General features: G+C 50.9%; 17 protein-coding genes. 1 reads left to right on the top strand and 16 read right to left on the bottom strand.

The features are described from left to right. Positions 1-6 precede the first annotated feature (6 nt). Entirely contained in the window at positions 7-810 is an 804-nt protein-coding gene (locus DAQ1742_RS02435; RefSeq protein WP_035339560.1) for a hypothetical protein, read from the bottom strand. A gap of 702 nt (positions 811-1,512) precedes the next feature. On the opposite strand from DAQ1742_RS02435, the gene DAQ1742_RS02430 reads away from it, so the two are divergent. Next, on the top strand, positions 1,513-1,881 hold the full coding sequence (locus DAQ1742_RS02430) for a hypothetical protein (protein ID WP_051123995.1): 369 nt from the start codon (positions 1,513-1,515) through the stop codon (positions 1,879-1,881). Between the two features lie 204 nt (positions 1,882-2,085). On the opposite strand, the gene DAQ1742_RS02425 is transcribed toward DAQ1742_RS02430, so the two are convergent. From DAQ1742_RS02425 to DAQ1742_RS02355, 15 genes are all read right to left on the bottom strand, one after another. Then, positions 2,086-2,487, bottom strand: a complete 402-nt coding sequence (locus tag DAQ1742_RS02425) for a membrane lipoprotein lipid attachment site-containing protein (protein WP_035345685.1) — start codon at positions 2,485-2,487, stop codon at positions 2,086-2,088. Between the two features lie 280 nt (positions 2,488-2,767). Continuing rightward, entirely contained in the window at positions 2,768-3,790 is a 1,023-nt protein-coding gene (locus DAQ1742_RS02420) for an IS110 family RNA-guided transposase (RefSeq protein WP_027711197.1), read from the bottom strand. Between the two features lie 565 nt (positions 3,791-4,355). Then, complete coding sequence (locus DAQ1742_RS02415) at positions 4,356-4,751, bottom strand: DUF6088 family protein (protein WP_035339559.1); 396 nt, start codon at positions 4,749-4,751, stop codon at positions 4,356-4,358. Between the two features lie 36 nt (positions 4,752-4,787). After that, positions 4,788-5,063 (bottom strand): type II toxin-antitoxin system RelE/ParE family toxin, encoded by a 276-nt coding sequence (locus DAQ1742_RS02410; RefSeq protein WP_012883161.1) that lies wholly within the window; start codon positions 5,061-5,063, stop codon positions 4,788-4,790. Positions 5,064-5,066: 3 nt separating this feature from the next. After that, entirely contained in the window at positions 5,067-5,315 is a 249-nt protein-coding gene (locus tag DAQ1742_RS02405) for a CopG family ribbon-helix-helix protein (protein ID WP_012883160.1), read from the bottom strand. Positions 5,316-5,425: 110 nt separating this feature from the next. After that, positions 5,426-6,259, bottom strand: coding sequence for a DUF4942 domain-containing protein (locus DAQ1742_RS02400; RefSeq protein WP_180706222.1), 834 nt, complete (start codon positions 6,257-6,259; stop codon positions 5,426-5,428). 115 nt (positions 6,260-6,374) lie between these two features. Then, positions 6,375-6,695 carry a TA system toxin CbtA family protein gene (locus tag DAQ1742_RS02395; RefSeq protein ID WP_180706221.1) on the bottom strand — a complete coding sequence of 107 codons (321 nt, stop codon included), beginning with the start codon at positions 6,693-6,695 and terminating at the stop codon, positions 6,375-6,377. A 25-nt stretch (positions 6,696-6,720) separates the two neighbouring features. Next, on the bottom strand, positions 6,721-7,122 hold the full coding sequence (locus tag DAQ1742_RS02390) for a type IV toxin-antitoxin system YeeU family antitoxin (RefSeq protein ID WP_051123994.1): 402 nt from the start codon (positions 7,120-7,122) through the stop codon (positions 6,721-6,723). Continuing rightward, on the bottom strand, positions 7,122-7,595 hold the full coding sequence (gene radC, locus DAQ1742_RS02385) for a RadC family protein (protein ID WP_035339555.1): 474 nt from the start codon (positions 7,593-7,595) through the stop codon (positions 7,122-7,124). The genes DAQ1742_RS02390 and radC overlap by 1 nt, the downstream gene beginning before the upstream one ends. Positions 7,596-7,668: 73 nt before the next feature. Further along, complete coding sequence (locus tag DAQ1742_RS02380) at positions 7,669-8,136, bottom strand: hypothetical protein (RefSeq protein WP_051123993.1); 468 nt, start codon at positions 8,134-8,136, stop codon at positions 7,669-7,671. A gap of 28 nt (positions 8,137-8,164) precedes the next feature. Then, positions 8,165-8,731 carry a hypothetical protein gene (locus DAQ1742_RS02375; protein ID WP_035339554.1) on the bottom strand — a complete coding sequence of 189 codons (567 nt, stop codon included), beginning with the start codon at positions 8,729-8,731 and terminating at the stop codon, positions 8,165-8,167. Positions 8,732-8,798: 67 nt separating this feature from the next. After that, entirely contained in the window at positions 8,799-9,509 is a 711-nt protein-coding gene (locus tag DAQ1742_RS02370; RefSeq protein WP_035339553.1) for a transcriptional regulator, read from the bottom strand. Positions 9,510-9,710: 201 nt separating this feature from the next. Next, on the bottom strand, positions 9,711-10,544 hold the full coding sequence (locus tag DAQ1742_RS02365) for a DUF932 domain-containing protein (protein WP_180706220.1): 834 nt from the start codon (positions 10,542-10,544) through the stop codon (positions 9,711-9,713). A 90-nt stretch (positions 10,545-10,634) separates the two neighbouring features. Further along, positions 10,635-11,501, bottom strand: coding sequence for a GTPase family protein (locus DAQ1742_RS02360; protein WP_180706219.1), 867 nt, complete (start codon positions 11,499-11,501; stop codon positions 10,635-10,637). A 134-nt stretch (positions 11,502-11,635) separates the two neighbouring features. After that, complete coding sequence (locus DAQ1742_RS02355) at positions 11,636-12,487, bottom strand: CopG family ribbon-helix-helix protein (protein ID WP_232046580.1); 852 nt, start codon at positions 12,485-12,487, stop codon at positions 11,636-11,638. Between the last annotated feature and the right edge of the window lie 89 nt (positions 12,488-12,576).

The following is a 12,576-nucleotide window of genomic DNA, read 5'->3' as shown; positions in this document are numbered from 1 at the left end:
AGCGGTTTATGGATTGCCGGAATAGGCCGCAGCCCCCATCGTACTGACATAAACATTATGCGCCTGCCCGGTGTGTTTCATCGCCAGCCAGAAGGACGGCTCAGCCACAAGCACCGATAACGGCCGCCATTGCAGCACCGCCTCATCCGCGCCGGGGTAGCGGTATAAGCCAAACCAGCCGTCGAACCCTGTTCTGTCGGCAACGGGAGCCAAGACAACAACCGTGGTTTCAGGCTGACCATGAAGTTGCAGCATCCGCTCCAGCCAGCCGGTCAATTGCGCGCGTGACAGCGCTGCCCCGGCATGGCCGTGCAACACCCCGGCATACAGGCAAACTGGCTGGGGTTTCAGCTCCAAAAATTGGCTTGCAGACAGCGCTTTCCCGGTCAGGTGTGTATCGGCCCACCCTTGCGCGGCAGTACGCAGTGACAGTGCATCGCTGGCAGCGAAGAGATCCAGCCCCAGCAACAGGTAATGGCGGTCATCCAGAGGATGCTGCTCAGAGGCTATCACCGGCAAAGCCAGATCGGCACCTGACAGCCACTCTGGTGTAAACGCCTCTTTTTCTGAGAAAATCTTCTCAATCTGATGAATATTTTGCCGGGCATTGAAGTCACAGCGGTAGAGTATATCGAAAAAAGTTTCCCCTTCAATTTCACGCGTCATCACTGAAGGAGACACCGGCATCGACAATGCCAGCGCATTTAACAAATCCGGCAAGTAGCGCAACGCCGCCACTTCAGTATCGGTGCTCTCACTGCGCACCCAAGACTTACGGTGGTACTGTTCTTTTATATGGTAACCCTTCATGGTGTTCCTCCCGTCAATAAATGTCTTCACACCATAATGTCCGGCAGGAAAATCCCTTTGGTGCTAAAGCGGGAAAAACAGGCGAGGGATCGGAGATTACTGAAGCAAAGATTAAACCAATATTAGCGGCGGCCTTGGAATACAGGCCAGAAAAAATGGCAATCAGTAATTGGATTAACCGGACTACAACCCATATCAGAATACTAAAAAGCAAGAATAAAGTTAGTCCATCTCCAGAATAAAAAGAGAGAGTAAAACTAATCGAAAACATCAATGTCGAGTCAAAAAAAGCCGCATATATGCCGATTTAAATGACAATAATTTCATGATAACAATCAACAGCACCCTACTCAGAAAGTTACATGTAAAACGGGGGCCCACAATGGAGTATTGCTCTGTTTTGCGAGCAGTATTCCAAAACGCGCCACAACTCTACTGTAAATTTATCCAGCCCATTTCACCCAGTGAGCAGCTGGCGTAGAGTGTGTGTGCTGCGGCCATATCTGCAACCGGGCGTGGAACCCTGGATACCATCAATATTGAATCAGGGCTGTGGCACACTCATTGCGGTAGCTCAGGCAGGGAAACCGCTAGGTTGGCCGGTTTATGATGTGCCGGAGTTCCAACCCTTTCTGGGCTACCACCAAAGTCTGGAACTCTTTGACGATGGTTGATAACCATCCTCTTTAAGGAATGACGATTATGACAGACATCTACACGACTCCCGCTGACAGCAGCATCACCATTTTCCGTGACCTGATCGCCAGCCTGCCGCTCTACCAGCTCGATGAGGTTCAATTGTGTGATCTGGGTGCTATCGCCGCTGAAACTGTTTCCGGGCTGTGCCACGGCATCGGTGAACTCGGTGAGAGACTGCAAGACGATACCGACTTCAGCCATGAACAGCGCTACCAGTTCGGTGCCAGCCTAAATGCTGCCGCACACCTGATCCCGGCGCTGTTGGAAATCTGTGAACAGGCGGAACGCTATACCCGTGCGGTGCAGCAGGCGAAGGAACCCATCCCGCTTTATGCAAGAACGGGCACAATAGTACGCTGGCAACATCGCTGAAACACATTCGCCGCTCAAGGCAGGGTACATTATTGACATCGCTCAGTCCGATTGGTGATCGGTGACATTCGACGATAAATCCTATTGTTCACGTCGGACTGAGCGATTTTCAGGCTATTTGCATTTGTCGCGCCTGTTTATATTTTCTGAAGGGAAATAACAATGAGAATAGTGCATAACCGCTTCTCATCATGTACATATAAATTACGGCACACGCGTAATATTTACTTTTTCTTTTAGAGTGGGAAGCTCATGATATTGTCCATTAGAATAAATCATCATTACTTTCGTCGCACCCGCATAAGCACCAAATCCATTTTTAGCATTCACTGATACCGGAATAATCCAGCCAAACATTAATTGTTCTTTATCAACCGGAACATTCATTACCCACGAATAACCTTTGTAAGGTTCGAAAAATTTATAATGGGCACTGTAGGGATCTTTTAAGCGGTAATAAAAGTGATTTTTAACACCCTGTTTATAATCCTCGGGCAGCTTTCCATAATTTGCAAGCTGAACCTGTAACGGATCAGGTGCCTGTGATTTTGTTATACAGCCTGTCAACATGATTATCATGAAAAAAAACAGAATATACTTTCGCATGGATGACATCTCGATCAGAATAAAGGCCACAAAAAAATTTTTATTGCAGAGTTATGCTAAATAGCATATATGGACACCGACCCAGTGCAAGCACGGGCTGGTTTTTTCTGACAACGTAGTCACACACATATATCCGGCTTCGTGAGCCCTGATGAACATCCGTACTCTCTGGCCTCATTAACGCCATGGCCTGCTGTGGCCGAGCTATTTGCCAGGTTGACAGAGAGTCGGTTCTACCTGTCAGTACATCAACGCTTTGGACTTCTTATCAATCAGATTGTTACTGAATCCTATACTCTGTTCTCTGGTTTACCAATGCCCAGGCCACCCGGGCATTTTTGTTCGCCAGCGCCACAACGGCTTTATTCACGCCGCCGCGAACAATAATACCCTTCAGCCATCTCTGGAGGGCACTACACCGCTCATCCGGGAGGTTAACCGTACGATAAACCACGGAGCGGGCACCATGGATAAGCAAGCCGCGCAGATAACCATCGCCACGCTTCGTTATTCCCAAAAGTCTGGGTTTACCGCCGCTGCTGTGCTCACCGGGCACCAATCCCAGATAACTGGCAAAATGTCGGCCATTATTAAAACTTCGGCTGTCACCCAGCGCTATCGTCAGTGCTGATGCCCCCAGTGGCCCGATACCCGGTATATTTACCAGCCGGGCTGTATCCTCGTTCTGTGTACTTATCTGCTCCAGGCGTACATCCAGCGTTTTGATACGTTGCTGGCAGTCCTGCAGTTCCAGCCATATTTCGTGAAACAGTTGTCGGCTGAGAGCGGTAAGTTCATTCTCCGCGTCTTCCAGATAATCGGGCAGACAGGTCATGATTTTGTGTGCACCTTCCGGTATCGCAATACCGTATTCCAGACCCAGCCCCCTAATCTGATTAATCAGCGCCGTTCTGTTTTTCATCAACCGCTGGCGAACCCGGTGAATACACTGAATATCCTGCTGCTCAAGACTTTTTTCTGGTACATAGCGCATTCCCGGACGACTGTCAGCCTCGACAATAGCGGTGGCGTCATTTTTGTCGTTCTTATTTCCCATTCTGAAGGGCGACACATACTGCGGGCTGATTTGTCTGACGTCATGCCCGAATGTCTTAAACTGGCGGGACCAGTAATTGGCACTCCCGCACGCTTCCATCACAATTCTGGACAAGGGTTGCTGAGCAATAAAAGCCATCAGCTTTTCACGAGTGATCATTTTGTTCGCCTTTTTCTCGCCTTGTGCAGAAACGATATGAACCTGAAAAACTCGCTTTGCCAGATCAATTCCGATAATTTGTTCCATGGGACACCTCTTCATTGTGCTGTTGGATGACACTTACAGCATGGTTCACTGAAGCCAATATGGGGAGGTGTCCATTTCATTAACATCAATACTGCTACACCTGTCATTTACGGGCATTCAGCAGCCGAACAACATGCAACAAACCTGATGTCATGCCGCCTGACGGCGAAAGCGTCCAATCCCTTGTCTTAAAAAAGATGACTAAAAAAGTCGCACCATTCTGCTACGTCATTTAATACCACGCATCGGGCATAGTCTATATACCATTGATAAACAGATTGTTTATCGTCAGAAAAAATCATCACATCTCTCGCTATGTATCCTCACACAGGTTGATGAGGGGGTATCCAATTGTCTTCCGCTGACAGAAAAAGCCTTGTATGGTGCGAAGGCCGGACTCGCACATTGCATGTAACCTCATGATTTAATATTAATTAAAATAAAGACTAAAGACATTATACCAACACAGATACCAACGCTTGAAATTGTTAAATTTGGGACTCGAAGCCGCGCAGATGTTTTAGAAGGGAAGATTGGCACCTGACAATATCATTGCACCAGAGCATCATGCATTTAATTTACTGTTCCCTACGCTAAGCACTCTTTTAAAACTCAGCGGGGTTTCTATTTCCAGAGACACAGGAATCTGCGTGGATTTCCCGCTGTTATACGCTGCCGTTGCACCAACGAAACGATAAGGGACATTTAAACACTCTAAAGTTTCAATAATCACGGCTGAAGATCCCCCTGGTGCGGAAGGCATGATGTTGCCAGTAATACTATTTTGACGAGCTTTGGTGTATACCCCGTAGCCCACCTTCAGTAATACACCTTCACTGACCAGATTACGTAATACTTTGCCAACTTGGGCATAGCTGCCAATATCCTTGAAGTCATCACGAGTGAAGACATAACGCGTGGAACTCTTCAGCCTAGACTGAATACGATCTCTCATCGTCATGTTCTCCTTCATATACTTATCGAAGATAACGATAATTCAGCGATCTTCTCGTGTATGCCACAAATCGACGATATAAATAGTGTTGTGCTGAATTTCATAGTGAACCTCGTAATCATCAAACAGAATTTTTCTCACCTCACGGGGTTCATATCTTGTCTGAGATACACCGATTCTTGGATGATCAACAAGCTCTGTTGTTCCGATGAACAGGCGATCTAACACATCGTCAGCATGCTGCCGACTGTACTGGCTGGCAAACCGATAAATGCGCTCTAGGTCATCCTGTGCCTTTTGTGTCCAAAGTATTTCCATTGATTACGACTTTTTCAGTTTATTGGCAAAATCGAGAACATCAGCATGGTTTACCACCCTTCCAGCATCAACATCAGCAAGGCCTTGCAAAATCCGTTGATGCTGACGTTCTCTCTCTTCGATCATTGCGGTCAATGCTTCTTTAATCACCCAACTTTTCGACCTATCCAATTCAATAGCCAGGCTTTCAACCGCAGCAGCAAGCTCGGCGGGTATCTGAGCACTAATAGTCTGTTTTGCGGGCTGTCCCATGGAAATCACCTTTTAATAAAAATTAATAACACTTATTAAAATAGCATAATTTTGTTAGTACCACTACCAGTGACAAGTACAGCATCAAGCATCCCTGCTACGTCATACGCTCACCTCGCCGCCAACATCCCCGGATAATGTTTGGCAATAATGTCGTTCATCTGATCGATCAAGTCAGGGCGTTTAAAGATGAGGTGCCCGGTGCCTTTCTGAAAGTAACGCACACTAAAATACGCATCTTCGTATTCTTGCTGATGAGGATTATCGCGAATATGGTTCATCAGCCGGATAGTCACATCGCCCCGGTTATCAGGAATGGGTTTGCCATCCAGCAAGGACAGCATCCGCTCCAGATCGGCCAGTTGATCGCGTCGCCAGCCCCAGTTCAGGCCAAAACCCCAACGGTGGTACGTCACCAGATTACTGATGATGATTTTCTTACCGAAGTAGCAAGGATGGTTGGTTTTGTAATCCCATGATAACCCTTTGAATACGTTAATCACCCCGCGTTCGAATACCTCCCGCTTGCTCTGGTGAAGCTGTTCAAACGTGCTGAGAATATTGGCCTCGCTGATGGTCGGTAGATCGCCCTCGTCCAGATTCTTATGCCACTGGCTGCGGGCTTGTGCGTCCATCAGTGACAACATGCCGGATTTCAGCATCAGGTCGCGCCAGATATGGCTGTCCAGCGTGCGGATAATGGCTGGCATCGCCTTGTCAGGCGTTTCTGTCAGCCAGCAATCATAGCGATGCCCTGGCTTCAATGCCCAGTCTTCAGCGGTGCCGCCACCGATAGTCGCCGTTAGCGTTGAAATAGCCTGTAACCGGGTAATGAGCTGTTCTATCTGTTGCAGCGCGGCATCACGTCCAGTGACGATACGCGCAATGTTGGTCGAGCCAATCAGCTCGGTGTGGCCGGTTAACACCTCGGGTTCAGTTTGCATAGTGTGTTGTCCATACATCACAGCCAATGCGCCAGCCGGTAAGGCTGGCGCATTATGCATCGGGGGAAGGATTAATCGGTTTGGTGTTGTGTGACTGGAAAGCTGCTCGCAGTCTTTATGGCTTGAGCAGGCCGGTGGCGCGTCTGGCGCGGAGAATATCGACCGCGTTCAGAAACGGTTTTTGCTCCTGCCAGCTAAAACCGCTGCGATCGATACGCACCAGTTCATAGCGCTCCACCAGAAAGTTCACGGCGTCCGGCAGCGAAACTCCGGCGTCGAGGTGGGCCTGGATCTCGGCTTCCTCGCAAAACGGCGTGTCGTTGAGCGTCAGCCCGTAGTGCTTGTCCAGCAGGTAAGTTAATAACTGTTGCCAGACATTTACAGGTGACAGGCATGACGATGCCTCCCGCGCCGGGGAGGGGGATGGTGTTTCCATGGATAGGCTCTCTTAAGATAAACGATTAAGGTGAAGGGAATGCAGTTGCCGGTGTGGCCACCGTGGTCGGGTAAATCGTGATATAGACGTAGCCCGCACTGCCCAGTGTATCGGCCTCGCAGGTCAGTATGCCGTCATGCAGCGTGACGCGTTGCTGTCGGTAGGGATCGAGCTCACCGGTCACAAGCTTTTGCTCCAGTTGTTTCACCATCAGTGGGAAACGGTGTTCCAGATGGCAGGCCACGGTTGCACTGAAGGTGCCAGTCACACCGGCACGATCGGCGAGAAAATGCAGGTGACACCCTTCCTGTACCAGCCGGGCTCCAAAGCGCGGTTTCAGGGTGTGTTCAAGCCCCCATTCCGGGGCATCCGATAATGACAAGGTACTTTTCTCCTGACAGGTTAATGGAATGACAGCGAAAGGCATTACAGCCAGCCGCGTTCGGCGAACGACACCACCTGATTGCCGCCAATCACCAGATGATCCAGCGTGCGGATATCCACCAGCTCAAGAGCGCTTTTTAGCCGTTCGGTAAGCGCCCGGTCTGGCGTGCTCGGTTCGGCATGGCCGGATGGGTGGTTGTGCGCCAGGATCACCGCTGCCGCGTTGTGGCGCAGGGCCGCCTTGACGATTTCTCTGATGGGAATATCGACATGGTTGATGCTGCCCAGCGCCATGATTTCCCGGTCTATCAGGCGATGCTGGTTATCGAGAAACAGCACCATGAACACCTCCCGCTCCAGCGGAGCCAGATGCAGTTGCAGCCACATTCGGGTATAGGAGGAGGCGGTAAACTGCTCGCCCGGCTGGCGCAGGTGGCGCTCCAGCAGGCGCTGGGCCCGGCGTATAATCCGTTGTTCGTGCTCAGACAACGGCGAACTCGGTGATAATTCAGACATAACGTGATCCCTAAAAACAAAATGCCCCTGTTGCATGAGCAACAAGGGCACCATCGGGGTAGGCAAGTGACGTTTAAGCGGCAGTATTGATACAGTGGCGAATACCCTCCAGCTCCTGCTGTGTATTTTTAAGCCCTGGATTAAAGTGGCCTATTTTTTGGTCATTAACGTAAACATCAAACGTTGCGGCATGACTTAACGCGGTAATAAATCTCTCCCATGCATTATCTGCGTTACGCCACCCCAGAGAAGAAGGGAGCGGAAATAGCCGAGAGTCCACCACCACGGTTATAACTGTTTTCTCGTCATGCGAATCCGCCCCTCTACCATCAGGCAGCGTGATAAGCACATGGTGTTGTAATACATTTTGATTGTCTGGATTAGTCGTACAGTTGAGATTAAAAACGACCTTTTCCGGGCTGGTGATCATGTATTCTGAAACGCCCATCCCAAAGCCGCTGGTCCACATATTTGGTATGGCCTGAGCCGTTGTTGCAATACAAGATAATGCAAACAGCAGCGCGTGATGTTTATATTTCATATTTCCCCCAGATTTGAAAAAACTAATATCAACAATTTCCGTTACGACGACAGAGTTCTTTCATACTCTGTTGTGCTACCCATTGCTGTAACTGGCGATCCCTTTCTGATTGTCGGGCTTTAATGGCTGCCAGTTGTTTTTTATCAATGCACTGTTCAGGAAGGACCATTAACACCTGGGGGGTTGCTTTTTGATTGATGAGCTCAAGCTGGGCTTGAGTATCTATAACGCTGAAATAGCAGCCTTTGCCGTTATCCTCTCCCTGATACACCACATCAAGGTCAGAATTATAACCACTGGCCGTTTTGAGATTCAGGCGGCGAACAGTTTTGCTTTTTTTGTCAGCCAGGAACAACGCTGTATCGTAGTCCCTGCGGATTAAAAATGTATGAGTCCACGGATAATAACCAATCATGGCGGCATTAAAACCCAATGCATTCATCATCCTGTCATCGTCATAACCGTCAGCGGAAGTCCAGCCGCTCTCTTTCATTGCCATCCAGTGTTTCACATTACCCGTAATATCGTAGGCATGAGCGTTGCCAGTTAATATCAGGCTACCGGCCAGTATCATCGTACCCAGTATTTTCTTCATTGTGACATCCTTAAAATGTATTAACTTTTATTATCATCTACAGATATACCCCAATAAGGATTCAGACTTAACTGGCTGAGTCCTCATTGATTTTTTCAGATGGTGCCGGTGATAGAACGGTACGAATAAAGCCAAAGTGCGGAAGTGCCTGGATAAAACCCGCTTGTGTGGTTAAGTGGCTCAGGCGCTTTCGTGGGATAAAGGTGGTGTTCAATACCGTTACAGCATGAATGGCCGTCAGCAGGTGAACAGTGATATGCCCGTTCAGTTCGCCGGTCAGATACCAGCGACCATCGAGGGATATCAGGCGGTACGGTGCCAGTCCGTCACAGCGTTCCCCGTCGGCCAGAAGCAGAACCCGCTGAAACGCGATAATGGCACTAACCAGCCGATAAAACACCAGTGAGCTGCCGGGGGACATTGCCTGTGGTGGCTGCCAAACCAGACAGGGCATCCCTCCGGCAGTCAGTAACGTACCTGCCAGACGCCGGTCCAGCCCCGGAAAAATATCGGCAAGTCCGGCCCGGTGTGCAAAGGTCAGGGCATCCAGCGCCCCCTGTACTCCACCACCCAGGGTGCGCAGGCGGCAATGCCCCTGACTGTATTCCAGGTCCAGATACATCAGCCGCTCGCGAAAATCCCGCCGCAAGGTGCGGATTGACACGCCAAACTCGGCAGCCAGCCGGGCCATATTCAGCGTTTCACCGGCAACCAGGCGGCTGATTATCAGTGACAGCCTGACAGCCAGCCGGTCATGGCGGCGCTCTGCCTGTGTCATATGTAAATCTCCGTGATGATTAACCGACAGAATATGAAGGTGATTCTAAAGAGGGGGGCGGACAGGATATGGACAGTTCAACGACTATTTTTCACTTACGGATAAACACAGATATCATGCAGGTTTCCGTTGATGTTGGTGAAGAAACAGACCTTCAAACCAAAGTGAAACGGACAGGGTGTGTCCAATTTTAACTCGCGGTTAACATGCTCCCCCCTGACACTGCGTCAGCAGACTTTCCGCCAGCACCCACAGCGCCCGGTTGAGCCGCACATCGTTGTCGATGCTGCTGACGGCACGGGTGCGGGCCCGTTTCCCCTGCGGGTTGCGACCGGGCAGCCCGCCCTTTATCAGGTTCTCCTGAATACGCTGAAAGGTAGTCCACAGGTCTTGCCGGTCGTCCTGCCAGCGGCGCGGCGTCAGGATTTGCGCTGCCGTCACCGGCTGATGCGCCTCACCAAAACGGTACGTCAGGGCGGCGTTTGCCAGCGCGGATTGCGCCGGAGGCGGTAACAGCAATGACTGCATGGCATCGCGCTTTTCCCCGATGCGCTCAAAGGTATCCAGCACCTCATACGCGCCTTCAATCACCCGGCCCACCACATCGCCTTTATGGGGCACCCGCACCTCACCAAAACTTTCGCCGCAAATCAGCCCGTTCTGGCACACCTGCCGGAACATCCCCGGCAGCATCTGGTACGAGCTGGAGCCGTCATGACTGTTGAGCAGGATGATTTCCGGCACCTGATGGCCGGTGATTTGCCCTTCCCGACGCAGGCGCAGCATGTGTTTGGTGTGCTCGCGGCGGCTGTCGTCGCGCACGCGGGTCTGGCAGGCAAAGAACGGCTGGAAGCCTTCACGTTGTAAATTATCCAGAAGGGTAATCGTCGGAATGTCAGTGTATCGGTCACTGCGGGACTCATGCTTTTCCTCACTGAACACGCTGGGTACGGTGCGAAACAGCTCTTCGCGGGTTAACGGGCGGTCACGGCGGATCAGGTTTGCCGCGCCAAAGCGCGAGGCCAGACGGGTCATGGCAGACTCCTTGAGATAGCTGAAAATAAAAAGCCCGGACGCACAGGCGACCGGGCTCGGAAAACGGATGGGTAATGCAGAATTAACGGCTCAGAAGAACACCGCCCACAGGGCGCGGGCCACGGACACCACGGTATCGCGCAGCGTCTGGATAAGCGTGCGCACCGTGGCCGGTATCAGCGGCAGACGGCTGACGGTATCGAGCGTGCTGCCCACCGTATCGGCAAAATCATCGCGGGCTTTTTGAGTGACACGTTCGCTACGAAGGGGCGGCTGTAGCTGTGTGACCAGCGGGCTGCTGGCTTCGCGCGGCAGGCTTGCCACCATCAGCGCCGCCATGTGCGAACAGCCCCAGCGTAACCGCACCGAAACCGCACAGACCGGATGCACCGGCAAAAACAGGGTGTGCAGCAGGGTGATTTTGCGCGCAAGGCTCTGCCGCTGTGTGGCAGACAACGCCTTCACGCCGCCCTCAGTGGGTTCAATCTTGTCCGCCTGACTGACCACAAACAGCACCTTGTGCCGCCAGGCTTCGCCAATCACCTGATGGTAAAAGTGCTCATCCACCGCCAGCGCCCGGTCATCGGCCTTGATAAGCCACAGCACCAGATCGAGATACGGAAGTTGCTGGCAATACATCGCGGCATACTCCGCATCACGCCGTTCACTTTCACCGACTCCGGGCAGGTCTACCAGCGTCATACAACGCTCACCCACGTTAAGGCGAAAGCGCAGCGGCCCACGGGTACAGGCCGCCACATCGCTGACCGGCGACACCTCACCGGCAAACAGCGCATTACACAGGCTGCTCTTGCCTGCACCGGTCTTGCCCATGATGCCGATAACCGGCTCGTAGTGGGTCAACTGCCGGATATGCTGCCAGATTTGCGCTGTCACCCACTCCGGCAACCCCGACAACGCCTGACGCAACGGCGCAGGCCCATCCTGATGATTCATATCATGTCCTCGGTAAACACAAACGGCAGCACCGTGAGGCGCTGCCGTTAAGGGGAAGGTTCGGGGAGATGATATCTGTCTGAAAATATTTTAAAGCAGGGCTTTGGGTTCACCGTCACTTTTAAAGCCCGGTATTATTTTCTGTTCTTTTTTACGCGTATTGCCTGGTTTGTTACCATTATCACATCATCGATTTTCACGAGCGCAATGGCCTGGTCAGATAACGCGCGTCTTCTCACGCCCATAACAAGCATCTTGTTTTGAAAAATCGTGATGGGCATCCAGTAGAGATAGCCTGGTGCTAACTGTTTATTCTTTTTCCTCACCAACGTACTCAGTGGTGCCCGGCCAATTTCCCTCACATCCAATACCTGAATAGCGTGATAATCCAGATAAAAATGATCTTTTGAATGCGTATTTTCTTTGACATTGACCAGCGTGACCGCATAAACGACGTTGCAAACTGGCCCCACCCCTGGAATATATTCCTGCGTCCCCCGTACCCTTACCGCCAGGATTTTCACATCATCACTTTTAATAGCCCCAATAAATGTTCTCGCCAGATCTGAATCTTTTCCCAGTTTCACATTGAGATCGTTTATCAGCCCCTCATAAAACTCGTTAAGCTTATCAACAAGGCTGTCATATTCTTCGATCTCCCCCTCCTCAGATACGCTAATACCGTGAAGACGAATCTCAAACCAGCAATCACCGGAATAAAAATAATCCCGTAACGAGTTAAAATACAGAGACTCATACCATTTAATGCTTATTTTTTCGGGAATGATGCCATCACCGGGAATGTTCTCTTCATCATGCTGGTGCCTTTTCTGGTCAATGGCAAAATCAAGCAATTCACTGACAAGCTCGGATCGCGATCGTTTACCACGGGCAGCGGCGTACCCATCCAATGCCTCCAGCGTGGTTTTCCTGATACTGAATGAACAAATCCTGGTGTGCTTTTCCATCGTAAAAAATTCTCCCACCGTTTTCCCTATCACCCACGACTCAAGGCGTTCACCCGAAAGCAGCCAGGGTGCTTTCCGCACTGCCGCATGTGGGCGTCACCAACAAG

This window comes from Dickeya aquatica, assembly GCF_900095885.1.
GTDB lineage: Bacteria > Pseudomonadota > Gammaproteobacteria > Enterobacterales > Enterobacteriaceae > Dickeya > Dickeya aquatica.
Note: the sequence above shows the minus strand (reverse complement) of the source record. Positions and strands in the feature narration are given on the sequence as shown.

Excerpts from the sequence above, each read along its gene's own strand:
- DAQ1742_RS02435 (WP_035339560.1), bottom strand. The coding sequence starts at position 810 with ATGAAGGGTTACCATATAAAAGAACAGTACCACCGTAAGTCTTGGGTG.
- DAQ1742_RS02430 (WP_051123995.1), top strand. The coding sequence starts at position 1,513 with ATGACAGACATCTACACGACTCCCGCTGACAGCAGCATCACCATTTTC.
- DAQ1742_RS02425 (WP_035345685.1), bottom strand. The coding sequence starts at position 2,487 with ATGCGAAAGTATATTCTGTTTTTTTTCATGATAATCATGTTGACAGGC.
- DAQ1742_RS02420 (WP_027711197.1), bottom strand. The coding sequence starts at position 3,790 with ATGGAACAAATTATCGGAATTGATCTGGCAAAGCGAGTTTTTCAGGTT.
- DAQ1742_RS02415 (WP_035339559.1), bottom strand. The coding sequence starts at position 4,751 with ATGACGATGAGAGATCGTATTCAGTCTAGGCTGAAGAGTTCCACGCGT.
- DAQ1742_RS02410 (WP_012883161.1), bottom strand. The coding sequence starts at position 5,063 with ATGGAAATACTTTGGACACAAAAGGCACAGGATGACCTAGAGCGCATT.
- DAQ1742_RS02405 (WP_012883160.1), bottom strand. The coding sequence starts at position 5,315 with ATGGGACAGCCCGCAAAACAGACTATTAGTGCTCAGATACCCGCCGAG.
- DAQ1742_RS02400 (WP_180706222.1), bottom strand. The coding sequence starts at position 6,259 with ATGCAAACTGAACCCGAGGTGTTAACCGGCCACACCGAGCTGATTGGC.
- DAQ1742_RS02395 (WP_180706221.1), bottom strand. The coding sequence starts at position 6,695 with ATGGAAACACCATCCCCCTCCCCGGCGCGGGAGGCATCGTCATGCCTG.
- DAQ1742_RS02390 (WP_051123994.1), bottom strand. The coding sequence starts at position 7,122 with ATGCCTTTCGCTGTCATTCCATTAACCTGTCAGGAGAAAAGTACCTTG.
- radC (WP_035339555.1), bottom strand. The coding sequence starts at position 7,595 with ATGTCTGAATTATCACCGAGTTCGCCGTTGTCTGAGCACGAACAACGG.
- DAQ1742_RS02380 (WP_051123993.1), bottom strand. The coding sequence starts at position 8,136 with ATGAAATATAAACATCACGCGCTGCTGTTTGCATTATCTTGTATTGCA.
- DAQ1742_RS02375 (WP_035339554.1), bottom strand. The coding sequence starts at position 8,731 with ATGAAGAAAATACTGGGTACGATGATACTGGCCGGTAGCCTGATATTA.
- DAQ1742_RS02370 (WP_035339553.1), bottom strand. The coding sequence starts at position 9,509 with ATGACACAGGCAGAGCGCCGCCATGACCGGCTGGCTGTCAGGCTGTCA.
- DAQ1742_RS02365 (WP_180706220.1), bottom strand. The coding sequence starts at position 10,544 with ATGACCCGTCTGGCCTCGCGCTTTGGCGCGGCAAACCTGATCCGCCGT.
- DAQ1742_RS02360 (WP_180706219.1), bottom strand. The coding sequence starts at position 11,501 with ATGAATCATCAGGATGGGCCTGCGCCGTTGCGTCAGGCGTTGTCGGGG.